The organism is Oleisolibacter albus (assembly GCF_003336875.1).
Classification (GTDB): domain Bacteria; phylum Pseudomonadota; class Alphaproteobacteria; order Azospirillales; family Azospirillaceae; genus Niveispirillum; species Niveispirillum album.
On the sequence record NZ_QGNJ01000001.1, the window covers coordinates 51,044 to 72,914 of the forward strand.

Consider the following 21,871-nt stretch of genomic DNA (forward strand, 5'->3'; position numbering starts at 1 on the left):
CGCGGACCCGTTCGCAAAGGGGGGCGGGGCGCCGCCACCGGGACAGCGCCCCCGATGGGCCGGCAAGCTAATGCCCGGACACGCGGATTGCAAGGCAAGGGCGGCGGCAGGGACGGGATGGCTGCCCCGCAGCGCCCGGACCGCGCCGGAACCGTCCCGGAACCTGCGTCAAAGGCCGAACAGACGCTGGATCAGGTGCAGCGTGAACTCCACCATCACCGCGATGACGGCGAAGGCGACGGCAGAGGACGCGACGGCGGCGACATAGCCGACCAGGAGGGCGATCCCGTCCTGTTCCATCAGCGCCACCGAGATGATGGCGATGGCAATGGCCGGGAACAGATTTCCCAGCGGCACCGGCAGCACCAGGATGATCGACAGCAACAGCACCACCAGCCCCGCCAGCCGCTCCGGTGTGCCGGTGACCAGACTGGCCAGGCGGGGGCGCGACAGCCGCTCCAGCTTGCGGATATAGGGTTCGGCCTTGCGCACGATGGACAGCAGGTCGGCCCGCGGCACCGAGCGGTCGCGCAGGAAATTCGGCAACCAGGGCCGGTCGCTGCCGAACAGCAGCTGGGCCGAGAAGACGACGATGGGCAGGCCGGTGATGGTGGAGGTGCCCGGCGGCGCCGGCACACAGTTGGGCAGGGCGCAGAGCAGCATCAGAATGCCGAAGGCCCGCTCGCCCAGACCGTCGATCAGGGCGCCGATGCTGAGACGCGGCTCGTCGCTCTTCTCAAGGGTCGCAATCAGGATATCGCAGGTGCGCGGCTGGTCGGACATCATGATGGATGGGCAGGTCCCCGTTGGTCGGCGACAGAAGAGGGGGGCGGTCAAGGCAGGTCAAGATCCGCTTGGGCACGGCAACAGAATGCCACGCCTGCAGCCTGCGCGCGGAATTGCGGTGGACATCCTGCGTATGGGGGCGGCGGCCCGCCCGGCGTCAGCCCAGATTGGCCTGGGTGATGGCGGCGGCGATGTCGTCCTGGAAGCTCGGCCCCAGACGCACGACGGCTGTTCCCGGCGGCATTCCCTTCAGGCTGTCGGCATCCAGGCTGGTCAGCAGCGCCATCGGCACGGTTTCCGTCACCGAAATGGCGTGCAGGCCGCGGATGAGATCGACACCGCCCAGACCGTCCATGACGGCCGAGGCGATGACCATGTCCGGCGGCATGCGCACGGCGATGCCGATAGCCTCGATCGGGTCGGACACGGTGTTGACCTTGAAGCCGCAGGCGCCCAGTTCGGTGGTCACCCGCCGGGCCACCAGCTTGTTGGGGGTGACCAGCAGCACCTCGACATCACGCACTTCCACATCGGTGATGTCGAATTCATAGCGGACGGGCAGGGCGCGGATGATCTGGTTGGTTTCCGTCACGTCCGGCAGGGCCAGCCGCTCCGCCATCTCGGCGATGCGGTCGGCGAAGACATGGAGCTGACCGATCTGCTTGGAATCTAGGTCCTTCAGGCCTTGGACGAAGGTGTCCATGCGCTGGGCGATCAGGCTGATGATGGGATAGCCGTAGGAGGTGCCGGCACCTTTGAGGCTGTGGATCTCGCGCCGCAGGTCGCGCAGGGCGTCGGTGGCGCTGATCTGCCCCTCCGCCACCGAGCCGAGGGCCGCGTAGATGCCGCCCAGGCGGTCCTGGACGTCATCGCGGAACTCCACAATCAGCTGCTCTGCGAGATCATCCTGGTCCTGGCGCTCGGTCATCGGTTCCCCCGTGGGTTGCCGCCCCATTAAGGGGGCGTGCCCCTGCCGAGGCAAGTCGAATGGCGGATGTATGACCTTTCGGATGGTGGAAAGCTACGCCCCATGCGCGGGTGTGGTGGCCGGACCGGGCCGGAAACGCGACCGCCCGCCACACGGCAGAGGTGTGGCAGGCGGCCAGGCAGGACCAGAAAGAACACGGATGCTCAGGCGGCGCGCTTCAGTTCCAGGTTCGCCCAGACCGACAGCAGCGCATCGACCAGATGATCCATCTTGCGATCGTCGTGATAGGGCGTCGGCGTCAGACGCAGACGCTCGGTCCCGCGCGGCACCGTCGGGTAATTGATGGGCTGAACATAGATGTTGTGGTTGCGCAGCAGATCGTCGCTGGCCTGCTTGCACAGCACCGGGTCACCCACCAGCAGCGGCACGATATGGCTGACCGAGGGCATGACCGGCAGGCCCGCCGCGCGCAGCCTGCGCTTCAGCGTGTCGGCCCGCTCCTGGTGCTTCTCACGGATCTCGTTGTGCTGCTTCAGGAAGCTGACGCTGGCCAGGGCACCGGCGGCCAGCACCGGGGCCAGGGAGGTGGTGAAGATGAAGCTGGGGGCGAAGCTGCGCACGCAATCCACCAGGGCGGTGGAGCCGGTGATATAGCCGCCCATGACGCCGAAGGCCTTGCCCAGCGTCCCCTCGATCACCGTCAGCCGGTGCATGACATTGTCGCGCTCGGCGACGCCGGCCCCGCGGATGCCATACATGCCGACGGCATGGACCTCGTCCAGATAGGTCATGGCGCCATGCTTCTCCGCCACATCGCAGATCTCGGCGATGGGCGAGATGTCGCCATCCATGCTGTAGACGCTTTCGAAGGCCACCAGCTTGGGTTGGCTCTTCGGATAACGGCTGAGCAGCTGGTCCAGATGCTCGACATCGTTATGGCGGAAAATGTGCTTGGGCGCGCCGGAATGGCGGATGCCCTCGATCATGGAATTGTGGTTCAGCGCGTCGGAGAAGACCACGCAGTCCGGCAGCAGACGCGGCAGGGTGCTCAGCGTCGCCTCATTGGAGATATAGCCGGAGGTGAAGAGCAGGGCGTCTTCCTTGCCGTGCAGGTCGGCCAGCTCCTTCTCCAGCAGCACATGATAGTGGTTGGTGCCGGAGATGTTGCGGGTGCCGCCGGCGCCCGCACCGCACTTGTGCAGGGACTCGACCATGGAGCCGATGACGACGGGATGTTGACCCATGCCCAGATAATCGTTGGAGCACCAAACGGTGACATCCTTCGGCGGCTGGGCCGGGTCCGGGTAGTAGGCAGCTACCGGGAACTCCCCGACCCGGCGTTCCAGGTCGGCGAACACTCGGTAGCGGCCTTCACGCTTCAGGCCGGCAATCTGGGTCTTGAAAAAATCTTCGTAATCCATGGGCCGTACGTCCCGTCCTAGGCCGAGCAAGTGTCACTCTGGCCGAGTCGAATGTCCACCTCAATCTAGCCCTTGGTAGAGCCGATCCGAAGCCCGGCGCGTCTTCTTGTCGCGTCGTACCCCCGAGGATGGGGGCCATGCAAACCCGAACAAGGGGGAGGTGGCATTGATTTCGCTCAATTCACCGTTCACTTGCCGCCCGGTTGCCCGGCGGCGAGCGGTTCCGCCGGGCTGTCCATTCGCCGACTCACGCAATCCGCGGGCGCCGGGACGGCAGGATCAGGCCAGCCGGTGCCCCTCGCGCACCAGCCAGTCGGCGGTGTCGTCCAGGGCCTTGCCGAAGCGGTGCAGCAACTCCTCCAGTTCCGCCTCCCGGATGACCAGGGGCGGGCTGACACCGATGGTGTCCCCGATGGGCCGCAGGATGGCGCCATGCTGGTGCGCGAAGGCCGACAGTCTGGCGGCCACGCCCAGCTTGGGGTCGAAGGGGGTGCGGCTGGCCTTGTCGGCCACCAGCTCCACGCCGCCGATCAGCCCGACGCCGCGGACCTCGCCCACCAGCGGGTGGTCGGCGAAGCGGCGCAGGCCGCCCTGCATCGCCGGCGCCAGGGCACGGACATGGCCCAGAATGTCCCGTTCCCGGTAGATGGCCAGAGTTTCCAGCGCCACGGCGCAGGAGACGGGATGGCCGCTGTAGGTGTAGCCGTGCCCGAAGACCCCGATCTTCTCCGACTCCGTCACGCAGGCCCGGTAGATCGGTTCGCTGACCAGAACGGCCGACAGGGGCAGGTAGGCCGAGGTCAGGGCCTTGGCACTGGTCAGGATGTCGGGCTTCAGTCCGAAGGTCTGGCTGCCCCACATGTTGCCGGTGCGGCCGAAACCGCAGATGACCTCGTCGGCCACCAGCAGGACATCATACTTCCGCAGGACTGCCTGGATCTTCTCGAAATAGGTGGCGGGCGGGACGATGACGCCGCCGGCCCCCATGACCGGCTCGGCGAAGAAGGCGGCCACGGTGTCCGGCCCTTCGCGCAGGATCAGGGCTTCCAGGCTGTCGGCCAGCCGGGTGGCGAAGGCATCCTCGCTCTCGCCCGGCTCGGCATAGCGGTACCAGTGCGGGCAGTCCGTGTGCAGGATGCCGGCGATGGGCAGGTCGAAATCGCGGTGGCAGTTGGGCAGGCCGGTCAGGCTGGCGGCGGCCACGGTGACGCCGTGATAGGCCTTCTGCCGGGCGATGATCTTCTTCTTGGCCGGGCGTCCCAGGGCGTTGTTGTAGTACCAGACCAGCTTGATGGCGGTGTCGTTGGCCTCCGACCCGGAGCAGGCGAAGAAGGCCTTGCTCATCGGCACCGGGGCCAGCTGCACCAGCTGTTCGGCCAGATCGATGGCCGGGGTGTGCGCCTTGTGGGCGAAGGCATGGTAGAAGGGCAGCGCCTGCATCTGCCGCGTCGCCGCCTCCACCAGACGGGGTTCGTCGAAGCCCAGCGACGTACACCAGAGACCGGCCACCCCCTCGATATAGGTCTTGCCCGTCTCGTCGGTGACGGTGACGCCGCGCCCGCCGGTGATGACCAGCGGCCCGACGCTCTCATGCGTCTTGAGGTTGGTATAGGGGTGCAGCTGATAGGCGATGTCCCGGCTGGCCGCCGAGTTGCCGCGGTGATCCATGGTGTTCCGTCCCGGAGCGGTTCGTTCTTGGGCAGCGAGGATGCCCCCGCTGCCGTGGCCGGGGCAAGGGGATGCTTGCGGCCAACGGGCCGGCCGCCCCCCTATGCCTGCCCCCCCATGCCCGTTCCCCTACGCCCGCTCCCCTATGCCCGCCGGCCGTCGCGCGGCAGGCGCCGGTGGTCCGGGCGCGCCATCCGGTCCAGAACGGTGGCCAGCCGGTCGGCGGCGCGGGCGATGCGTTCCGGCGTGAAGGCGGCATAGCCAAGGACCAGGGTGCGGCGATCGCCACCGCCATAGCCGGACAGGGCCGGCAGTTCCAGCCCCTGGGCCGCGGCGGCCTGTTCCAGTGCAGCGGCGCCGAGATCGATCTGCGGGTCGATGCGGGCCGTGACGTGCAGTCCCGCGTCCGCCGCCTGCACGCTCAGGGCGCCGGCCCAGCGCCGGGCGGCGGCGTCCAGCAGCGCCTGCTGCCGCTCGCCATAGCTGCGCCGGACCCGTCGCAGATGCGAGGCCAGATGCCCTTCCGCCAACAGATCATGCACGGCCATCTGCTCGGGCAGGGGGACCGTCAGCTCCAGCCGGCTGCGCAGCGCCCGGGCCGACGTCACCAGATCGGGCGGCAGCACCAGCCAGGACAGGCGCAGGGCCGGCAGGATGGTGCGGTCGAGGCCGCCCAGATGCAGCACGCGGCCGGAGTCGTCGAGACCCTGCAGCGACGGCAGCGGCCGGCCGGCGTAGCGCAGGCCGCCATCGCCGTCATCCTCCACGATCCAGGCGCCGCTGCGGCGGACCCAGCCCAGCAGGGCCTGTCGGCGGCGCAACGACATGGTTCCGCCCGCGGGGAACTGCCAGCCCGGCATGACCAGGGCCAGCCGGGCATCGGGTGCCAGACGGCGCCCGGCTTCGGCATCCATCCCCTCGGCATCCACCGGCACGGGGACGCTCAACAGCCCCCGTCCGGCGGCCAGACTGCGCTGCACCGGGCAGCACGGGTCCTCCAGCCAGATCCGGTCGCCGGCCACGGCCAGCAGACCCAGGGCGAAATCGAGGGACGCGGTGCGGCCCGGCAGGACCAGGATCTGCTCGGCATCGCAGGAGAGGCCGCGGCTGGTCTGCAGATGGGACGCCAGCACCCGGCGCAGGGGCAGCCAGCCGCCGCCGGTGTCGTGCCCCAGCAGCAATCCGCCGGCATCGCGCCAGCGCTTGGCCAGCAGCCGGCGCCAGGTCTCGATCTCGAACTGGTCGTAGGCGGGGACGGCCGGACGGAAGGGCAGCAGTTCGGCCGCCGCTGTCGGCGGCGGCAACGGGCGCGGCGAGGGGGTGGGCCTGGCCAGCCGCAGCGGCGGGGCCATGGCATCGTCGGGCAGGCTGCGGGCCACATAGGTGCCCGAGCCGATGCGCGCCTCCAGATACCCTTCCGCCGCCAGCCGGTCGGTGGCCGCCACCACCGTGTTGCGCGACACGCCCAGGTCCCGCGACAGGGTGCGGGTCGAGGGCAGCCGGTCTCCCGGCCGCAGCGCCCCGGCGACGATGGCGCCGCGCAGCCGGTCGAACAGCTGTTGCTGCAGCGGCTGGCTGCCGTCGGCGTCGAACAGGCTGAGAAGGGGACCCTGGCTGATCTTCATGGGGCGGTGGTCCTGACGGGGCGTGCCGGATGGGGACCCCGGCAGGCCGCCCCTGAACGGAACGGCCTGCCGGGCCGGGACGGCCGACGACCGGGAAGGCCGCCCCGGGGCCGCGGGGTGGGGTGCCCCGGCGGCCATAGGCCTGTCAGCCCTTGGCCTTACGGCGGACGCTGCCGTCGGCCTCGACGATGAGCGGCGTCAGCGGCATGCCTTCCATCGTCCTCACCTCGACCTGGTAGGCGTTATCCTGCTTGCGCACCTTGGTGATGCTGGCGCCGCGGATGCCTTCCTGCATCAGGAAGGTGCGCGCGGCGGCACGGGCGTCGCCCTCGGTCTTGATCGCCATTTCGGTGGCGGTCTGGCCCGCTGTCTGTCCGGCTGCCGGCTGGTCCGCGGCAAAGGCGGCGGGGACCAGCAGCGTGGCGGTGATGGCGGCGAGGATCAGTCTGCGCATGGGGGGCTCCGTCGCTGGGCGCCACCTCCGTGCCTGACGGGGCGGCTGTGACTGGAAGGGAACCACCCCGGCGTAACCGGCCCATGTCCGCCGGGCGCCGATTGTGCAACAGTTGGTTACCGGCACCGCCGCGGAAATGGTCGTGTAACAAACCGCCCGCCCGCCCGTCCGCGGTGCCTGACCGCTGCCGTGAACCGGGGAGCGCGCCGATGCTGCGGGCCGGAGCGGGGCATCGGTGCGGCAGAACGTCCGCGACGGTCCGCGGGCTTGACGGCGCCCTTCACGCAGATGCACATTCCTGCCTGATTTTGCAGGATTGGGGTGTGGCGGGCTGTCATGGGAACAATCGTCGATCTGCCCTCGGTGCTGCCGCAGCAGCGGCAGCAGGCGATCCTGGACCGGTTGACCAAGGATGGCCGTGTCATTGCGGCCGAACTGGCGCAGATGTTCCAGACCTCGGAGGACACCATCCGCCGCGACCTGCGCGAGCTGGCGGCCCGCGGCCTGTGCCAGCGCGTCTATGGCGGGGCACTGCCGATCTCGCCGGCCGCCGCCACCCCGGCCGTGGTCCGGCGCGGGGCGGCGACGGGGCGCAAGCAGGCGCTGGGGGCGACGCTGGCCGGGCTGGTGCAGCCGGGCCAGTTCGTGTTCATCGACGCCGGGACGACCAATCTGGCCGCCGCCCGTCGACTGCCCGACGGGGTGACCGTCGCCACCCATGACCCGCTGATCGCGGCGGAACTGGTGGGGCGCACCGGCATCGATCTGATTCTGCTGGGCGGCCGTGTCGATCCACAGTCCGGTGCCGCGTTGGGCCTGACGGCACTGCGGGCTGCGCTGGAGATGCGGCCCGACCTGCTGCTGCTGGGGGCCTGTGCCCTCGATGCCGCCAACGGGCTGGGCACCTTCGGCCTGGACGATGCCGAGATGAAGCGTCAGCTCATCAACGGGGCCGGCGCGGTCATCGCCGCCGTGACCACCGACAAGCTGGGCACCGGCGCCCCCTATATCGTCGGGCCGACCGATATCCTGTCCGATCTGGTGGTCGAGGCCGATGCGCCGGACCATGCCCTGCAGGGGCTGGCGGCCATCGGCGTGCGCATCCATCGCGCCGAGCGGGCGGAAGCGGACTGAGCCGCCGGACCGGTCTGGCGGACTGGCTCGGCGGATGCAATGGAAAGCGGATCGAGCATGTTCATCGCCCATGTGGCCCTGTGGACCCCGGATCTGGACCGGGCCGTCGCCTTCTGGACCCGGCATTTCGGGGCCGAGGCCGGCCCGCCCTACCGCAGCACCCGCCGGGTCGGGTTCTGCTCGCGCTTCCTCACCCTGGGTGACGGCGCCCGGCTGGAGCTGATGACCGGCCCCTGGATCGCTCCCGGCGATGACGGCCCGGGGGCGGACCGGACGGGGTGGGCGCATATCGCCGTGTCGCTGGGGTCGGAGGCGGCGGTGCGGACGCTGGCGGACCGGCTGGCGGCCGAGGGGCTGCTGGTGTCGCCGCCGCGCCGGACCGGTGACGGCTATTATGAGGCCGTCGTGCGCGACCCCGACGGGACACTGGTGGAAATCACGGTCTGACCGCACAGCGCCGCCGGCGGCGCTGGCGGTTCGCAGACGGAACAGCCTCCCTTGCCCAGGGCGGGCGGGTGGTGTATCTCCACCGGCGGCGGAGCGTAGCGCAGCCTGGTAGCGCGGCTGGTTTGGGTCCAGCAGGCCGGAGGTTCGAATCCTCTCGCTCCGACCATTTTCCGCGGGTTCCGGTTCTTCGGGTTCCGGCCTGTTCCCTGGGTTTCAGCAGACGGACGTCGCCATGAAGGTGCGTATCTTCCAGCCGAGCAAGACCACGATGCAGTCCGGACGGGCCAACACCGGCGGTTGGGTGCTGGAATATGAGATCGCCACCCCGCGCCGGGCGGAGCCGCTGATGGGGTGGATCGCCTCGGGCGACACGCTGAACCAGGTCAAGCTGCGTTTCGACAGCAAGGACGAGGCCCTGGCCTTCGCCGAGAAGAAGGGCTGGCAGGCCGACGTGATCGAGCCGCATGTGCGCCGGGTCGTGCCGAAGAACTACGCCGACAATTTCCGCACCGACCGCCCGCGCGTCGGTCGCTTCTGATCCGGCCGGAGCCCGCATTGCGGGCTTTCCGGCCGCGGCCGGCCCCTTAGCTCAGCTGGATAGAGCACTCGCCTTCTAAGCGAGCGGTCGCAGGTTCAAATCCTGCAGGGGTCGCCAACGACTTCCGGCCGCGGTCCGTCAGGACCGTCCGGGACAATCCCCGTAAAAGGTCATGCGTCCGGCGCGGTAGTCGAACAGCACCGTGAGATGCAGGGCCTCCAGGAGCGTGTTGCCGACATTGGCCACGCGCGTGTCGGCTGACCCTTCCATCTTGTGCAGCATCACCGCCTGTCCGGCGGGCAGGGTGAAGGGGCCGAACCCCACCGGCGCGGCCAGCGCATAGGTCTTGGCCTTGGCCGCACCCCGTGCCCCGGCATGGGTGACGCTGCCCTGTTCGGACAGGGCGGATTGCAGCCCCGGCAGGGCCAGCGCGCTCCGGAACAGGGCGATGCCGCCATTGGACCCGGTGTCGAGGCTGACGGGGGCGGTGGCATCACCGAAGCGGAAATCGGGGATGACGGGAAAGCTGTCCACCAGGGTCAGCGGCGTGCTCCAGCGGGTGCGGCAGCCGCTGGTCAAGGGCGCGGCCTCCGCCCCATCGTCGAGGAAGGCCAGCAGGCGCCGGGGATAGTCGACCAGCACCGTCTTGTCCGACAGGAAGCTGTAGCCCAGGATCGCATCCAGCCGCCGGCCATAACCGGCGGAGATGCCGGTCATGTCGGTGGCCAGCGCCTCCACCGGCGCGAAGTCCCGCCCGGCGATGCGCAGCCGGTCGATGTGGCTGGGGAAGATGGCGGCGCCCCGGCCGTCGCCGAATCCGGTGGCCTCTCCGCCATCGCCGCGGTCCACGCTGATCCCCAGGGCATCGGCCTGCCGTAGATCGATCACCGACGGATTGACCCCGGTATCGAGCAGGACATGCAGGGGCGTTCCCCGCACCGTCACCGACAGGGCCAGGGCCGAGCGGGAGAAATCGAACGGCAGCACCAACGGTGCCGCCGCCGCTGCCGCGGACACGGCGGTCAGGGCCAGCACGGGAAGGATAAGGCGGAGGAGAGAGTGCACCGGTCGTCCCCTGGATATGAATGTATGCTCCAGACGCTAACCGTTCTTCCGCAAAACCACAATCTGGGGCGGTGACAAGGCCTATACCTCGACGCAGTTACGGGCAGACGGGCGGCGGACCGCTCTGCCTGAAGGCATCCCGGGCTGGGGCCAAGCGTGAATTTGGGGGATGGGGGGAAATGGTGCTGCCGATTGGAATCGAACCAACGACCTCGTCCTTACCAAGGACGCGCTCTACCGACTGAGCTACGGCAGCACCGGTCGACGACGAACGTCGAAGCGGGCGGGTATGTGCCACAGGCGGCGGCCGACTGCAAGCCAATCTGATGAAAATCTTTACGCCGGGGAAAGGCGCGGGGGACAGGCGGGAACCGGGTGTGGCCGGTGGCGTTGCCCGGCAGCGTCCGGCCGGGACGCAGGCAGGAAGGGGCGGGATGTGCGCGACGGGGTGCAGGTGATCGTCCGGGTTCTGGCCGCCTCGCTGCTGGTGGGGCTGGTGCTGGCCTGGCTGGACATCGATCCGACCGATCTGCTGCGCGGGGCCTGGGACGCCGTTCTCGCGGCACCACGGGCGTTGGGGGATGCGGTGGGCTGGGCCGTGCCCTATGTCCTGAAGGGGGCCGTGGTGGTGGTGCCGCTGGTGGCGTTGGGTGCCGTTCTGCGCTTGCTGCAGCGCCGCCGCCGACCGCCGCCGGGCAGGGAGCCGCCGCAGGGCTGAAGCCTTTCCGGCAGTGGGTGGCAGGATCACTGCCAGTCCGCGGCATGGCAAGCAAAGTCCGGTTCAAGGCGAATACACAGATATGGAAATGAAATCTGCGGGGCGCGTCCTGCGGATCCGCCGAAAGGACGGAATGATATTCAGCGCCCAAGAAAAAACCGGGGACCATTGCTGGACCCCGGCGAAGTGGATAGGGAGGGTATAGAGACAAGCGGAACGTATCCGCGCCGCCGCTGCCCGACCTTGATTTGGATCAAGTCTTGGGCAGGTGGTCAGAATGACGCGCCATAAAGGCTTTCCGGCGGGATGACGACATCGGCGATGGTCTGCAACGACCCGTCGCGGACGGCGCGGTAGAAACAGCTGCGCCGGCCGGTGTGGCAGGCAACCCCCTGCTGGTCCACCAGCAGCAGCAGCGTGTCGCCGTCGCAATCCACCCGCAGCTCCTTCAGCATCTGGATCTGGCCGGAGCTGTCGCCCTTGCGCCAGAGCGAGCGGCGCGAGCGCGACCAGTAGCAGACGCGGCGGGTGGTCAGGGTCTCCCGCAGGGAGTCGGCATTCATCCAGGCCATCATCAGCACCTCGCCGGTGTCGTGCTGCTGGGCGATGGCGGGAACCAGCCCGTCCGCGTCGAAGCGGACGGCGGACAGCAGGGCTTCCAGGCCGGCGGGAACGGTCGGGTTTTCAGGCATGATCGGAACCAAGGCTCACAAGGTCCTGCGCAGGCGGTCGAAACCGCCGGACAGGTCGTGGATGAGATCATCCGGACTTTCCAGCCCGGCATGGAGGCGGAGAAGCGTGCCGCCCTGCCAGGGCACGGCGCTGCGGCTGCGCCGCGGATCACAGGGCAGGGCCAGACTCTCATAGCCGCCCCAGCTGTAGCCCAGGCCGAACAGCGACAGATGGTCCAGCAGCGCCGACAGGGCCGGCGTCGGCAGGGTCTGGTGGAACTGCACCGCGAACAGGCCGCAGGCGCCGGTGAAGTCCCGCCGCCAGAGCGCATGGCCGGGACAGTCCGGCCGGCCGGGGTGCAGCACCCGCGCGATCTCCGGCTGTGCCGCCAGCCAGTCGGCCAGGGCCAAGCCGGTGTCCTGATGCCGGGCCAGACGCAGGGGCAGGGTGCGCAGGCCGCGCAGACCCAGGAACAGATCGTCGGCCGCGGCGGTGGCGCCCACCTCCACCGCCGTCAGCTTCACGGCCATGGCCGTGGCCGCGGTGCAGACGGCAACACCGAGATTGGCGTCGGCATGGCCGGCCACATATTTGGTGCAGGCCTGGATCGAGATGTCGACGCCATGGGCCAAAGGCCGGAACCAGACACCGGCGGCCCAGGTGTTGTCGATCATGACCGTGCAGCCGCGGGCCTTGGCAATGGCGGCGATGGCGGGGACGTCCTGCACCTCGAAGGTCTGGGACCCCGGCGATTCCAGGAAGACGACACGGGTCTGCGGCCGGATCAGATCGGCGATCCCGGCCCCGATCAGGGGATCGTAGAAGGTCGTTTCGATACCGAGCCGGCCCAGGCGCCGACAGAAGGCGCGGGTGGGGCCATAGCAGGTGTCGACCATCAGCAGATGGTCGCCGGCCTTCAGGAAGGCCAGCAGGCAGGTGGTGATGGCCTGCAGGCCGGACCCGAAGGAGATGGCGCGGTCCCCGCCCTCCAGCGCCGCCATGGCCTCCTCGAAGGCATGGCTGCTGGGGGTGCCGGTGCGGCCGTAGCGCACGCTGCGGAACTCGGGATCAGCCGAGTCCAGTGCCTCGACACTGGGGAACAGGATGGTCGAGGCCCGGTAGGGCGGCACATTGACGGCGCCGGCATGGCCGGCGGGGTCGCGCCCGTCATGGATCAGCCGGGTATCCAGGCGCCCGTCGCCCGGGCGATCGCCAGCACCCATGGATCAGCCCTCCACCAGCGGCACATGCGGTGCTGCGTGGCGCGGCAGCAGGCCGGTCAGGCGGGGATCGGGCTCCTCCTTCTCCACCTGCCGCACCGGCAGGAAGCCGGCCCGCTGGTACAGCATCAGCGCCTTGGGATGGTCGAGGGTGCAGGTGTTGACCGTCATCCGTGTGGTGCCGGCTCCCTTCCAGCCCGCTTCCACCGCCCAGCCCAGCAGCCAGGGTCCCAGGCGGCGGCCGATGAAGTCGGGCATCAGGCCGAAATAGGCGATCTCGCAGGTCCCGGGTCTGCGCCGGTCCAACTCGACGAAGCCGGCGGGGACGCCGGCCACATAGGGCACATAGATCTCCACCCGCTCGTCGGCAAGGAGGGCCTGCAACGCCGCATCCGGCATGGCCCGGCGGCTCCACCAGAGCCAGGGTTCCCCCACCGTGTTGTAGAGGAACCGGTAGAAGGACAGGGTGCAGTGTTCCGCCCGCAGCAGGGCCAGCCGTTCCAGCGGCGTCGGCGGATGCGGCCGGGCCGGCGGCGCCGTCATCTCCAGATAGGTCACCATGGTGCGCATCCGGCCGGGCGGCACCGGGGTGGCGTGTGTCCGCTCGTCGGTCATCGCGCCGGCCCCGTTTCCACGGGGAGGTCGTCGCGGCCGCCCCATTCGGTCCAGGAGCCGTCATAGACGGCGGCGGGCGGCGCGCCGATGCGGGCCAGCCCCAGCGCCAGCACACAGGCCGAGATGCCGCTGCCGCAGGAGGCGACCACCGGCCGCGTGGGGTCGATCCCGGCTTCCTGGAACCGCTGGCGCAGCGTATCGGCCGGCAGCAATTGCCGCCCGGCCGGGTCCAGCAGCGCACCATGGGGCAGGTTGCGGGCGCCGGGAACATGGCCGCCGCGCAGACCGGCCCTCGGTTCCGGCACCGTGCCCTCGAAGCGGCCGGCGGGGCGGGCATCGAGAAGCTGCCCGGCCCCGGTCTGGCTGAGGGTCAGGACGTCCTCGGCGCTGCGCACCAGGTCCGGCCGCGGTCTGGCGCGGAAACCGCGCGGCTCCGGCACCGCCGCCGGTCCGGTTTCCGCGGGATGGCCGCTGTCGATCCAGGCCGGCAGCCCGCCGTCCAGCACATACACGGCATCATGGCCGAAGGCGCGGAAGGTCCACCAGACGCGGGCGGCGCTGAACAGGCCGGTACTGTCATAGACCACGACGGTGTCGCCACTGCCGATGCCAAGATTGCCCACGGCCTCGGCGAAGTCCTGCGGGCTGGGCAGCATATGGGGCAGGGGGCTGCTGCGGTCGGCGATGCCGTCGATGTCGAAGAAGACCGCCGTGGGGATGCGGGCCTTCAGGAACTCCGCCGCGGGATCGCGGTTCGCGGCCGGCATGTGCCAGGAGCCATCGACGACGCGCACCGACGGATCGGCCAGCCGCTCCGCCAGCCAGGTCACATCCACCACGGGATCGCTACGGTCGGCCATCATTCCCTCATGCCTCCAGCGCCACGACGATGCGGCGGTTCTGTTTGCCCTTATTCTCGATCTTGGCCACCTGCACCCGGCCGATCTCGCCGGTGCGGGCCACATGGGTGCCGCCGCAGGGCTGAAGGTCGATGGGGGCGTCACTGGCACCGATGCAGAGCAGCCGCACCGTTCCCCCGCCCGTGGGCGGCTGGACCGACAGGGTGCGGACCAGCTCCGGCTGGGCGGCAAGGTCGGCATCGCTGATGAAACGGGGGATGACGGGATGGTCCCCCTCCACCAGCCGGTTCAGCTGCTCCTCGATCTCGTCCCGGTCCAGGCTGCTGCCGGGCACATCGAAGTCCAGCCGGCTGCGCTCGGCCCCGACCTGGCCGCCGGTGACCGCCCCCGGCACCACGGCGCAGAGCAGATGCAGGGCGGTGTGCATGCGCATGTGGCGGTAGCGGCGGTCCCAGTCGATCTCCGCCTCGACCACGGTGCCCGGCGGCGGCAGGGGCGTGTCCAGCGCCGGGATGTGCAGCACGTCCGGCCCCTCCTGCACCAGATCGGCGCCTTTGCGCGTGTCGGTGATGGAGACGGCGCCGCCGGACCAGCGCAGCACGCCCACATCGCCGGGCTGGCCGCCGCCGGCGGGATAGAACGGTGTCCGGTCCAGGCGGATGCCATCGGGACCGCTGGCCACCACGGTGGCCTCGGTCTTGCGGGCATAGGCGTCGTCGCGAAAGATCAGGCTCATGGCGGCGGAACCTCCGGGTCGGTCAGGCCAGCCAGTCCGGGACCGGCAGGTTCTTCTCACGCAGGAAGCTGGGATTGAACAGCTTGGACTGGTAGCGGGTGCCATGGTCGCAGAGGATGGTGACCACGGTGTGTCCCGGCCCCAGGCTGCGGGCCACCTGCATGGCCGCGGCCACATTGATGCCGCTGGAGCCGCCCAGCACCAGCCCCTCCTGTTTCAGCAGGCCGAAGATCACCGGCAGCGCCTCGGTATCCGGCACCTGCACGGCGTCGTCGATGGGCGCATCGGCCAGATTGGCGGTGACGCGGCCCTGGCCGATCCCCTCGGTGATGGAATTGCCTTCCGCCTTCAGCACGCCCGTCTTCTTCCAGGCATAGAGGGCGGAGCCCATCGGGTCGGCCAGCACGGTGCGGATCCGGGGATTGCGCGCCTTCAGCGCCAGGGCCACGCCGGCCAGGGTGCCGCCGGTTCCGGTGGCACAGGTGAAGGCGTCGATCCTGCCGCCGGTCTGCTCCCAGATTTCCGGGCCGGTGGTGCGGCGGTGCCCTTCGCGGTTGGCCGGATTGTCGAACTGGTTGGCCCAGATGGCGCCGTCGGGCTCGGTCGCGGCCAGCTCCTCGGCGATGCGCCGCGACACATGCACGTAATTGCCGGGGTCCTTGTAGGGCACGGCCGGCACCAGGCGCAGATCGGCACCGCAGAGCCGGAGCATGTCCTTCTTCTCCTGGCTCTGGGTCTCGGGCATGACGATGACGGTGCGGAAGCCCAGGGCATTGCCCACCAGGGCCAGCCCGATGCCGGTGTTGCCCGCTGTGCCCTCGACAATGGTGCCGCCGGGCTTCAGCTGCCCGCGCGCCATGGCGTCCTCGACGATGGCCAGGGCCGCGCGGTCCTTGACCGATCCGCCGGGATTGAGGAACTCGGCCTTGCCCAGGATCTCGCATCCCGTCGCCTCCGACGGGCCTTTCAGGCGGATCAGGGGCGTGCGGCCGATGCTGTCCAGGAAACCGTTGCGCACGTCCACGGCGCGACCTCTCTCTCAAAATGGTACGGGCAAAATGGTACGGGCCAAATGGTACGGGCAAGACGGAACGGCCAAACGGCACGCGATGAAGGCGAGGGGGCAGGGTAGACATGCCCGTCCGCCCGGCGCAACAGCCCTTACGCCCGGGCCGGCCAGCGGCGGCGCAGCGAGTCGCGGTGGCGCGCGAACCAGCCCAGCGCCACCAGGGCGATGGCGTTGGTGAAGCGGCCGGCATCGAGCCAGGCGATGGCCTCCGCCGCCGGCACGGTCAGCACGCGGATATCCTCCTGCTCCTCCGCCAGCCCGTGCAGGCCGCCCACGCCGCGGCTGTCCACACGGCCGCAGTAAAGGCTGATGACCTCGCTGCAGGCGCCGGGGCTGGGCAGGAAGCGGCTGATGGGCACCAGATCCCCCAGCACGGTGCAGCCCGCCTCCTCCTGTGCCTCGCGCCGCACCACATCCTCGGCCGCCTCACCGGGATCGGTGATGCCGGCCACCACCTCCAGCAGCCAGGGCGATTCGCCGGCGGCCAGGGCGCCGACACGGAACTGTTCGATCAGCACCAGCGTATCCCGGTCGGGGTCGTAAAGGAGCACGCCCGCCGCCTCGCCGCGCCGGAACAGCTCGCGCGACATGGGCCGGCTCCAGCCCCCGGCGAACAGCCGGTGGCGCAGGCGGAGCACATCCACGCCGAAGAAACCGCGGTAGGCCGGCGTCTGCTCCAGCACCTCGGCGTCGTCGCGGGTGAAGGCTGCGGTCTGGTCTGGCATGGCATTCCTCGTCTGGTCGGGCGGCGCCGGGCGGCGCAGTGTAGCCGTCCGCAGCGACGGGACAGAAACGGAAAGGACGGCGGGATGACGCGGCTGACGCGCGACTTCGAGTTCGAGGGAGCCCAGGGGCACCGCCTGTCCGGCCGGCTGGACCTGCCGGAGGGCCGGCCGCTGGCCACGGCCCTGTTCGCCCATTGCTTCACCTGCAACAAGGATTACCACGCCACCGCCCGCATCAGCCGGGGGCTGGCCGAGCGCGGCATCGCCGTGCTGCGTTTCGATTTCACCGGCCTGGGCGACAGTGCCGGCGACTTCGCCGAGACCAGCTTCAGCACCAATGTGGCCGACCTGCTGGCCGCCGCCGCGGCCCTGGGCGTGGAACTGGAACCGCCGCGGCTGCTGGTGGGCCACAGCCTGGGCGGGGCGGCGGTGATCCGGGCGGCGGCCAGCCTGCCCAGTGTCGGCGCCGTGGCCACCATCGCCGCACCCTTCGGGCCGGCCTATGTCGCCGGGCGGGCCGGTGCGCCGGCGGCGGACGGGGCCGATGCCGTCACCATCCGGCTCGGCGGCCAGACCGTGCCGCTGACCCGGACCTTCCTGGACGATGTCGACCGCCACCCGATGCAGCAGGTGCTGGCGGATCTGGGCCGGCCGCTGCTGGTGCTGCACGATCCCGACGACCCCGTGGTGCCGGTGGCCGAGGCCGAGCGTATCCTGGCCGCCGCCCGCCAGCCCAAGGCGTTCCTGCCGCTGCCGGGGGCCGGGCATCTGGTGGCCAACCGGGTGCAGGCCGCCTATGCCGCCGACATGGTGGCCGGCTGGGCGCTGCATGCGCTGGGGTTGGATGCGGAGCGCCCGGAGACAGCCGCGGAGACGGCCGCTGCGGCGGATGCGGGCGCCGCGCACGGCCATGTGCGGGTGGCGGAGACGGGGGAGGGCTTCCTGTCCAACCGTGTCGAGGCCGCCGGCATCGCCTTTCCGGCCGACGAGCCGGTGGCGGAGGGCGGCGGCGGCACCGGACCTAGCCCCTATGACCTGCTGCTGGCGGCGCTGGGCGCCTGCACCTCGATGACCCTGCGTCTCTATGCCAAGCACAAGGGCTGGCCGCTGGAGCGCGTTTCCGTGCGTCTGCGCCATGAGAAGGTGCCGGCGCCCGACGGCGTCACCACCCACAATGCCGGCAACAGGCTGGACCGGTTCGAGCGCGTGGTGACACTGACCGGGGCGCTGGACGCGGCACAGCGGCAGCGGCTGCTGGAGATCGCCGAGAAATGCCCGGTTCATCGCACGCTGATGAGCAGGCCGGACATCGTGACCCGGCTGGAGCCGATGCCGGAGGGCTGACCGGAAGCCTGCCCCGGTGTGCGGATGCGCCGGGAACCTGCCGGTGCCGGATGGGGTTTCCCGCCTGTCACCAGCAGGGGAGAGGGCCATGCCCATCGGATCGGACCAGGAGCTTGAGCGGGCGGTACAGGAATTCCAGTCATTGCGCCACGCGCCGGACGATTCCGGTGAGGGCCGACGGCGCCAGGAACTGGATGCCGAGATCAAGGCCTATTACCAGACCCATGCCGAGGATCTGCGGCCGGCCAAGCCGCAGCGGTGAGCGGGCCCTTACCGGGATCGCTTGACCGGGAGCGGCCTCACAGGGCGCGGAATGTGGGGCTGTCCGGTCCCGGCTCGTCCGTCAGCAGCGGATAGAGGCCCAGCATGATCATGTCGATCCGCTGGCCGTCGCCGGACAGGGGCAGCAGCAGACGCTGCAACGAGCGGAAACTGCCATCGGCATAGCCGGCCGGCGTGTGGCAGTGGACGGGCCGCCCCTCGGCCAGGACCGCCAGATAGGGGGCCATCACCATCGCCCTGATCTCGGGCGGGACGGCATCCTCGAGATAGCGGCCGGTGTAGTCGCCGCCGTCGAACTCGGCGATGACGACGCCGGTCAGGCGGACGTGGAAACGTGGGCCGGGCTGCACATCCAGCAGGGCGATATGGCCCAGCCAGGGACGCAGGTCTTCCGGCTGGAAGTCGCGTCGGGCCGGCCAGGCGCGCGCGGCACACAGGCCGGTCCAGAACCGCAGCAGGCTGTCGAGCTTGGGATGCATGGAGTCGCCCATCCGGTCGTGTCTGCATTCCATAGTATGCTAGAGCCTGGAGTATGTCAGGCCGTGCGGCGCCGGGCCTGGAACGACGCATGGCGCTGGCATTGCCGCGCCCCGGAACGCGAAGGCAAAAGAAAAGGGCCGGACGTGCGCCCGGCCCTTTCGAATTGGCTCCCAGGGAGGGACTCGAACCCCCGACCCGGTGGTTAACAGCCACCTGCTCTACCGGCTGAGCTACCTGGGATCAGCGTCAGCAGCAGCGCCCGTTCAGGGCCGCCGCCGTGCGGTGGGCGGCTATATAGCCAATGGGGGTGGCGATTGCAAATGCCTTTTGACGCCATCTTTGAAGGCCGGGTTTACGGGGAGCGGACACCGGAAAGACGGGGGAGGGGCAGTACCGGGGCCATGGTGCGCAGCCGGGAATGCGTCTAGCCTTCGACGCGGCCGGCCGCATCGGATTTCCGGCCGATAAAGGACGCCGTGATGAGCCAAGACGACAATCCCTGGACCACGCTGTCCCGGGAAATCCGCTATGAGAATCCCTGGATCCGTGTCGTGCATCACGAGGTGCTGAACCCGCGGGGCCGGCCCGGCATCTATGGTGTCGTCGAATTCCGCAACCGTGCTGTCGGCGTGATTCCCGTGGATCAGGACGGCTGCACCTGGCTGGTGGGCCAGTACCGCTTCCCCCTGGGCCGCTACAGCTGGGAGATCCCCGAAGGCGGAGCGCCCGACGGGGCCAGCCCGGCCGAGTCCGCCCTGCGCGAACTGCGGGAGGAGACGGGGCTGGTCGCCGGCACCCTGATGGACCTGGTGCGCCTGGACCTGTCGAACAGTGTCACCGATGAAACCGGGGTGGTGTTCCTGGCCACTTCATTGACACCCGGGCCGTCGGCGCCGGAGGAGACGGAGCAGTTAGCCGTGCGCCGCGTGCCGCTGGGACAGGCCCTGGCCGAGGTCATGGACGGCCGCATCACCGATTCCCTGTCGGTCACCGGCCTGATGAAGCTGAAACTGCTGGCCGATGCCGGGCATCTGCCGGCCGGGGTGCTGGAGTGTGTGCGCCGGGGGCTGGCGCGGACCGGCGAGTGACCGACTGGAAAACAAAAGTCCGCTGATCGGCGGGCTTCTGACAGGCTGGCTGGACCAGTACGACTGGGTCATGGCGACCGCCGCCTAGCCGGACCGCGCCATTCAGGGGCGGTGACAGCATGCGCGCCTTGACTATGGCCTTGGCGAGACTATGGTCCGGGGATGCTGCAATCGTTCCGGACGTTAGCTGAGGGGACGCCCGCGGTGGCGTAGCACGAGGCGTTGCAGCTCTTCCATTCGCCGAATCGTGGTCGGTTTGCTCGGGGCTGTTCCGCCGTCAGGAAACCCTATCTCTTCGGCGGCGCCCCCGACATCCGATCCGGGGGCGAACGCCTCCGGCAACCGGACCGTGATTCTCCGGCGTGACCGAAGGGCCATCTTTGGGGACACGTATGCAATGGTCCCGGGCAGGCCCATCTTAGGCCGGCCTTAGAAGGCTGGGGGCTGCCTGTGGCAGGGAAAGGGGCCGGATTCGGACCTGCGCGATGCGGCGGCCCTGCAACACAAAGGGCCGCACAAGGCGGCCCTAAGTCATTGATCGGATTTTAGAATTCTGGAGGCACGGCCGGGAATCGAACCCGGGTTCACGGATTTGCAGTCCGTTGCATCACCACTCTGCCACCGCGCCAGATTGCACCGGGCTCCCGGTGCGCCGGGGCATGCTGTCCCGTCAGGCCGGCGGTTTATAGGCGGACGACGGGCGGCCGGTCAAGTGTTCCGCACAAGGAATGAATTCAGGGGGCGACAGGGGCGCAGCGCCGCGGCGCGCGCCCGGCCCGACACCGGAACGCCATGCGCCGGTCCCAGGGGCGGGTGGTTGCCTGGGTGGTCGCCCGGGTGGTTGCCCGGGTGGTTGCCCGGGTGGTTGATTGTGTTCGTGCGGCGGGACGGATATATAGAGCCGCAGGGGGAGGCTCGCCCGCCGGGTCTCCCGACCCATCCCTTTTCCTTCCCGGACCGCAGATTCCCATGATGGCCCCCACGGATTTCACCGCCGCCCGCACCAACATGGTCGAGGGGCAGATCCGCCCGAACCGCGTGACCGATGCGCGACTGATCGACGCCTTCCAGTCGGTGCCGCGCGAGCAGTTCGTCCCCAAGGCGCTGCGCGGCGTCGCCTATGTGGATGAGGACATCCACATCGGTCACGGCCGCTATCTGCTGGAGCCGCGGGTGCTGGCCCGCCTGCTGCAGGAAGCGCAGGTGACCGCCGACGATGTGGTCCTGGATGTGGGCAGCGGCATGGGCTATTCGGCCGCGGTCATCGGCCGTCTGGCCGCCACCGTCGTCGCCCTGGAAAGCGAGCCGGATCTGGCCGCGCAGGCCACCGCCGCCTTCCAGGCCAATGGTGTGGACAACGCCCTGATCATGCAGGGACCGCTCGCCGCCGGCTGGGCCAAGCAGGCGCCCTACAACGTCATCGTGCTGGAAGGCGCCGTGACCGAGGTGCCGCAGGTGCTGCTGGACCAGCTGGCCGAGGGTGGCCGACTGGTCTGCGTGCTGGGGGGCGATGCCCAGGTCGGGACGGCCCGTCTGTTCCAGAAGCTGGACGGTGTGGTATCCGGCCGCACCCTGTTCGACGCCACCGTTCGTGCCCTGCCGGGCTTCGAGCGGGCGCCGGCCTTCCAGTTCTGACGGCCTGAGGTCCCGGCTGTGCGGCCCGTCACTGACTCCGACATGGAAGTGGACACCCTTGCCGCACTCCGTGCATCGGGGTCTGCCCCGGTTGTGCTGGACGTGCGTGAGCCGTGGGAAGTGGAGCTTTGCAGCATCGACGGAAGCCTGCACATTCCGATGGGCGAGCTTCCGGAACGGATCGCCGAGATTCCGACCGATCAGCCCGTCGTGCTGGTCTGTCACCACGGCCTGCGCAGTGGACATGCAACCGCCTGGCTCCGGGCCCGGGGCTTCGACAAGGCCATCAATCTTGCGGGCGGGATCGACGCTTGGGCCCGGCGGATCGACCCCACCATGAAGGTGTATTGAGACATGAACG

Annotated in this window: 24 protein-coding genes and 5 tRNA genes; 11 read left to right on the forward strand and 18 right to left on the reverse strand. The window is 69.6% G+C overall.

From position 1 onward, the window contains the following. Positions 1 to 168: 168 nt before the first annotated feature. From DK368_RS00250 to DK368_RS00275, 6 genes are all read right to left on the reverse strand, one after another. Entirely contained in the window at positions 169 to 786 is a 618-nt protein-coding gene (locus DK368_RS00250) for an exopolysaccharide biosynthesis protein (protein ID WP_114391553.1), read from the reverse strand. Between the two features lie 157 nt (positions 787 to 943). Next, positions 944 to 1,714, reverse strand: a complete 771-nt coding sequence (locus tag DK368_RS00255; RefSeq protein ID WP_114391554.1) for an Hpt domain-containing protein — start codon at positions 1,712 to 1,714, stop codon at positions 944 to 946. A gap of 203 nt (positions 1,715 to 1,917) precedes the next feature. After that, positions 1,918 to 3,135 carry a 5-aminolevulinate synthase gene (gene hemA / locus DK368_RS00260; RefSeq protein WP_114391555.1) on the reverse strand — a complete coding sequence of 406 codons (1,218 nt, stop codon included), beginning with the start codon at positions 3,133 to 3,135 and terminating at the stop codon, positions 1,918 to 1,920. A 279-nt stretch (positions 3,136 to 3,414) separates the two neighbouring features. Beyond that, on the reverse strand, positions 3,415 to 4,803 hold the full coding sequence (locus tag DK368_RS00265; protein WP_114391556.1) for an aspartate aminotransferase family protein: 1,389 nt from the start codon (positions 4,801 to 4,803) through the stop codon (positions 3,415 to 3,417). Between the two features lie 143 nt (positions 4,804 to 4,946). Next, complete coding sequence (gene pdxR / locus DK368_RS00270; protein ID WP_162305803.1) at positions 4,947 to 6,428, reverse strand: MocR-like pyridoxine biosynthesis transcription factor PdxR; 1,482 nt, start codon at positions 6,426 to 6,428, stop codon at positions 4,947 to 4,949. Positions 6,429 to 6,573: 145 nt separating this feature from the next. Beyond that, positions 6,574 to 6,882, reverse strand: coding sequence for a hypothetical protein (locus DK368_RS00275; RefSeq protein ID WP_114391558.1), 309 nt, complete (start codon positions 6,880 to 6,882; stop codon positions 6,574 to 6,576). Positions 6,883 to 7,218: 336 nt separating this feature from the next. On the opposite strand from DK368_RS00275, the gene DK368_RS00280 reads away from it, so the two are divergent. The 5 genes from DK368_RS00280 (at position 7,219) to DK368_RS00300 (ending at position 9,118) form a co-directional block, all read left to right on the forward strand. Further along, positions 7,219 to 8,016 (forward strand): DeoR/GlpR family DNA-binding transcription regulator, encoded by a 798-nt coding sequence (locus DK368_RS00280; protein ID WP_114391559.1) that lies wholly within the window; start codon positions 7,219 to 7,221, stop codon positions 8,014 to 8,016. A gap of 57 nt (positions 8,017 to 8,073) precedes the next feature. Then, positions 8,074 to 8,463 carry a VOC family protein gene (locus tag DK368_RS00285; protein WP_114392056.1) on the forward strand — a complete coding sequence of 130 codons (390 nt, stop codon included), beginning with the start codon at positions 8,074 to 8,076 and terminating at the stop codon, positions 8,461 to 8,463. Positions 8,464 to 8,552: 89 nt separating this feature from the next. Continuing rightward, positions 8,553 to 8,629, forward strand: a tRNA-Pro gene (locus tag DK368_RS00290). Between the two features lie 66 nt (positions 8,630 to 8,695). After that, a complete protein-coding gene (locus DK368_RS00295; RefSeq protein WP_114391560.1) occupies positions 8,696 to 9,001 on the forward strand; it encodes an ETC complex I subunit in 306 nt (101 codons plus the stop codon). A 40-nt stretch (positions 9,002 to 9,041) separates the two neighbouring features. Next, positions 9,042 to 9,118 (forward strand) — tRNA-Arg (locus DK368_RS00300). Between the two features lie 21 nt (positions 9,119 to 9,139). Here the strand turns inward: DK368_RS00300 and DK368_RS00305 are convergent. Further along, positions 9,140 to 10,066 carry a retropepsin-like aspartic protease gene (locus DK368_RS00305; protein WP_162305804.1) on the reverse strand — a complete coding sequence of 309 codons (927 nt, stop codon included), beginning with the start codon at positions 10,064 to 10,066 and terminating at the stop codon, positions 9,140 to 9,142. 180 nt (positions 10,067 to 10,246) lie between these two features. Then, positions 10,247 to 10,322, reverse strand: a tRNA-Thr gene (locus tag DK368_RS00310). A gap of 180 nt (positions 10,323 to 10,502) precedes the next feature. On the opposite strand from DK368_RS00310, the gene DK368_RS00315 reads away from it, so the two are divergent. Beyond that, positions 10,503 to 10,784 carry a hypothetical protein gene (locus DK368_RS00315; RefSeq protein ID WP_114391562.1) on the forward strand — a complete coding sequence of 94 codons (282 nt, stop codon included), beginning with the start codon at positions 10,503 to 10,505 and terminating at the stop codon, positions 10,782 to 10,784. Between the two features lie 272 nt (positions 10,785 to 11,056). Here DK368_RS00315 and hisI read toward each other — a convergent pair whose 3' ends face one another. The 7 genes from hisI to DK368_RS00350 all read right to left on the reverse strand — a co-directional run bounded on the left by hisI (position 11,057) and on the right by DK368_RS00350 (position 16,681). Then, entirely contained in the window at positions 11,057 to 11,476 is a 420-nt protein-coding gene (hisI, locus tag DK368_RS00320) for a phosphoribosyl-AMP cyclohydrolase (protein WP_114391563.1), read from the reverse strand. Positions 11,477 to 11,491: 15 nt separating this feature from the next. Beyond that, positions 11,492 to 12,679 (reverse strand): cystathionine beta-lyase, encoded by a 1,188-nt coding sequence (gene metC, locus DK368_RS00325; protein ID WP_114391564.1) that lies wholly within the window; start codon positions 12,677 to 12,679, stop codon positions 11,492 to 11,494. A 3-nt stretch (positions 12,680 to 12,682) separates the two neighbouring features. Next, positions 12,683 to 13,291: a GNAT family N-acetyltransferase gene (locus DK368_RS00330; protein WP_114391565.1), complete on the reverse strand. Its 609-nt coding sequence runs from the start codon at positions 13,289 to 13,291 to the stop codon at positions 12,683 to 12,685. After that, positions 13,288 to 14,154, reverse strand: a complete 867-nt coding sequence (gene sseA / locus DK368_RS00335; RefSeq protein WP_338045682.1) for a 3-mercaptopyruvate sulfurtransferase — start codon at positions 14,152 to 14,154, stop codon at positions 13,288 to 13,290. The genes DK368_RS00330 and sseA overlap by 4 nt, the downstream gene beginning before the upstream one ends. Before the next feature lie 4 nt (positions 14,155 to 14,158). Next, positions 14,159 to 14,887, reverse strand: a complete 729-nt coding sequence (locus tag DK368_RS00340; RefSeq protein WP_114391566.1) for an alanyl-tRNA editing protein — start codon at positions 14,885 to 14,887, stop codon at positions 14,159 to 14,161. A 22-nt stretch (positions 14,888 to 14,909) separates the two neighbouring features. Further along, positions 14,910 to 15,911 (reverse strand): cysteine synthase A, encoded by a 1,002-nt coding sequence (locus DK368_RS00345; protein ID WP_114391567.1) that lies wholly within the window; start codon positions 15,909 to 15,911, stop codon positions 14,910 to 14,912. Positions 15,912 to 16,048: 137 nt separating this feature from the next. Further along, on the reverse strand, positions 16,049 to 16,681 hold the full coding sequence (locus DK368_RS00350) for an NUDIX domain-containing protein (RefSeq protein ID WP_114391568.1): 633 nt from the start codon (positions 16,679 to 16,681) through the stop codon (positions 16,049 to 16,051). 84 nt (positions 16,682 to 16,765) lie between these two features. Here DK368_RS00350 and DK368_RS00355 point away from each other — a divergent pair, with 84 nt between their 5' ends. Together DK368_RS00355 and DK368_RS21710 are read left to right on the forward strand one after the other, a co-directional pair. Further along, positions 16,766 to 18,025 (forward strand): bifunctional alpha/beta hydrolase/OsmC family protein, encoded by a 1,260-nt coding sequence (locus DK368_RS00355; protein WP_114391569.1) that lies wholly within the window; start codon positions 16,766 to 16,768, stop codon positions 18,023 to 18,025. A gap of 88 nt (positions 18,026 to 18,113) precedes the next feature. Continuing rightward, positions 18,114 to 18,287 (forward strand): hypothetical protein, encoded by a 174-nt coding sequence (locus DK368_RS21710; protein WP_193552230.1) that lies wholly within the window; start codon positions 18,114 to 18,116, stop codon positions 18,285 to 18,287. A 37-nt stretch (positions 18,288 to 18,324) separates the two neighbouring features. Here the strand turns inward: DK368_RS21710 and DK368_RS00360 are convergent, their stop codons facing one another. Together DK368_RS00360 and DK368_RS00365 are read right to left on the reverse strand one after the other, a co-directional pair. After that, positions 18,325 to 18,798, reverse strand: coding sequence for a PAS domain-containing protein (locus tag DK368_RS00360; RefSeq protein ID WP_162305805.1), 474 nt, complete (start codon positions 18,796 to 18,798; stop codon positions 18,325 to 18,327). Positions 18,799 to 18,951: 153 nt separating this feature from the next. After that, positions 18,952 to 19,027: transfer RNA gene (locus DK368_RS00365), tRNA-Asn, on the reverse strand. A 239-nt stretch (positions 19,028 to 19,266) separates the two neighbouring features. On the opposite strand from DK368_RS00365, the gene DK368_RS00370 reads away from it, so the two are divergent. Continuing rightward, on the forward strand, positions 19,267 to 19,875 hold the full coding sequence (locus DK368_RS00370) for an NUDIX domain-containing protein (protein ID WP_114391571.1): 609 nt from the start codon (positions 19,267 to 19,269) through the stop codon (positions 19,873 to 19,875). A gap of 554 nt (positions 19,876 to 20,429) precedes the next feature. Here the strand turns inward: DK368_RS00370 and DK368_RS00375 are convergent. After that, a tRNA-Cys gene (locus DK368_RS00375) sits at positions 20,430 to 20,503 on the reverse strand. Positions 20,504 to 20,844: 341 nt separating this feature from the next. Here DK368_RS00375 and DK368_RS00380 point away from each other — a divergent pair. After that, positions 20,845 to 21,510 (forward strand): protein-L-isoaspartate O-methyltransferase family protein, encoded by a 666-nt coding sequence (locus tag DK368_RS00380; protein WP_114391572.1) that lies wholly within the window; start codon positions 20,845 to 20,847, stop codon positions 21,508 to 21,510. 42 nt (positions 21,511 to 21,552) lie between these two features. After that, positions 21,553 to 21,861: a rhodanese-like domain-containing protein gene (locus DK368_RS00385; RefSeq protein WP_114391573.1), complete on the forward strand. Its 309-nt coding sequence runs from the start codon at positions 21,553 to 21,555 to the stop codon at positions 21,859 to 21,861. The last annotated feature ends 10 nt before the right edge of the window (positions 21,862 to 21,871 follow it).

What these genes read in the sequence shown, in the direction of transcription:
- DK368_RS00250 (WP_114391553.1), bottom strand. Translation starts at nt 786, where the DNA reads ATGATGTCCGACCAGCCGCGCACCTGCGATATCCTGATTGCGACCCTT.
- DK368_RS00255 (WP_114391554.1), bottom strand. Translation starts at nt 1,714, where the DNA reads ATGACCGAGCGCCAGGACCAGGATGATCTCGCAGAGCAGCTGATTGTG.
- hemA (WP_114391555.1), bottom strand. Translation starts at nt 3,135, where the DNA reads ATGGATTACGAAGATTTTTTCAAGACCCAGATTGCCGGCCTGAAGCGT.
- DK368_RS00265 (WP_114391556.1), bottom strand. Translation starts at nt 4,803, where the DNA reads ATGGATCACCGCGGCAACTCGGCGGCCAGCCGGGACATCGCCTATCAG.
- pdxR (WP_162305803.1), bottom strand. Translation starts at nt 6,428, where the DNA reads ATGAAGATCAGCCAGGGTCCCCTTCTCAGCCTGTTCGACGCCGACGGC.
- DK368_RS00275 (WP_114391558.1), bottom strand. Translation starts at nt 6,882, where the DNA reads ATGCGCAGACTGATCCTCGCCGCCATCACCGCCACGCTGCTGGTCCCC.
- DK368_RS00280 (WP_114391559.1), top strand. Translation starts at nt 7,219, where the DNA reads ATGGGAACAATCGTCGATCTGCCCTCGGTGCTGCCGCAGCAGCGGCAG.
- DK368_RS00285 (WP_114392056.1), top strand. Translation starts at nt 8,074, where the DNA reads ATGTTCATCGCCCATGTGGCCCTGTGGACCCCGGATCTGGACCGGGCC.
- DK368_RS00295 (WP_114391560.1), top strand. Translation starts at nt 8,696, where the DNA reads ATGAAGGTGCGTATCTTCCAGCCGAGCAAGACCACGATGCAGTCCGGA.
- hisI (WP_114391563.1), bottom strand. Translation starts at nt 11,476, where the DNA reads ATGCCTGAAAACCCGACCGTTCCCGCCGGCCTGGAAGCCCTGCTGTCC.
- metC (WP_114391564.1), bottom strand. Translation starts at nt 12,679, where the DNA reads ATGGGTGCTGGCGATCGCCCGGGCGACGGGCGCCTGGATACCCGGCTG.
- DK368_RS00330 (WP_114391565.1), bottom strand. Translation starts at nt 13,291, where the DNA reads ATGACCGACGAGCGGACACACGCCACCCCGGTGCCGCCCGGCCGGATG.
- sseA (WP_338045682.1), bottom strand. Translation starts at nt 14,154, where the DNA reads ATGATGGCCGACCGTAGCGATCCCGTGGTGGATGTGACCTGGCTGGCG.
- DK368_RS00340 (WP_114391566.1), bottom strand. Translation starts at nt 14,887, where the DNA reads ATGAGCCTGATCTTTCGCGACGACGCCTATGCCCGCAAGACCGAGGCC.
- DK368_RS00350 (WP_114391568.1), bottom strand. Translation starts at nt 16,681, where the DNA reads ATGCCAGACCAGACCGCAGCCTTCACCCGCGACGACGCCGAGGTGCTG.
- DK368_RS00355 (WP_114391569.1), top strand. Translation starts at nt 16,766, where the DNA reads ATGACGCGGCTGACGCGCGACTTCGAGTTCGAGGGAGCCCAGGGGCAC.
- DK368_RS21710 (WP_193552230.1), top strand. Translation starts at nt 18,114, where the DNA reads ATGCCCATCGGATCGGACCAGGAGCTTGAGCGGGCGGTACAGGAATTC.
- DK368_RS00360 (WP_162305805.1), bottom strand. Translation starts at nt 18,798, where the DNA reads ATGGGCGACTCCATGCATCCCAAGCTCGACAGCCTGCTGCGGTTCTGG.
- DK368_RS00370 (WP_114391571.1), top strand. Translation starts at nt 19,267, where the DNA reads ATGAGCCAAGACGACAATCCCTGGACCACGCTGTCCCGGGAAATCCGC.
- DK368_RS00380 (WP_114391572.1), top strand. Translation starts at nt 20,845, where the DNA reads ATGATGGCCCCCACGGATTTCACCGCCGCCCGCACCAACATGGTCGAG.
- DK368_RS00385 (WP_114391573.1), top strand. Translation starts at nt 21,553, where the DNA reads ATGGAAGTGGACACCCTTGCCGCACTCCGTGCATCGGGGTCTGCCCCG.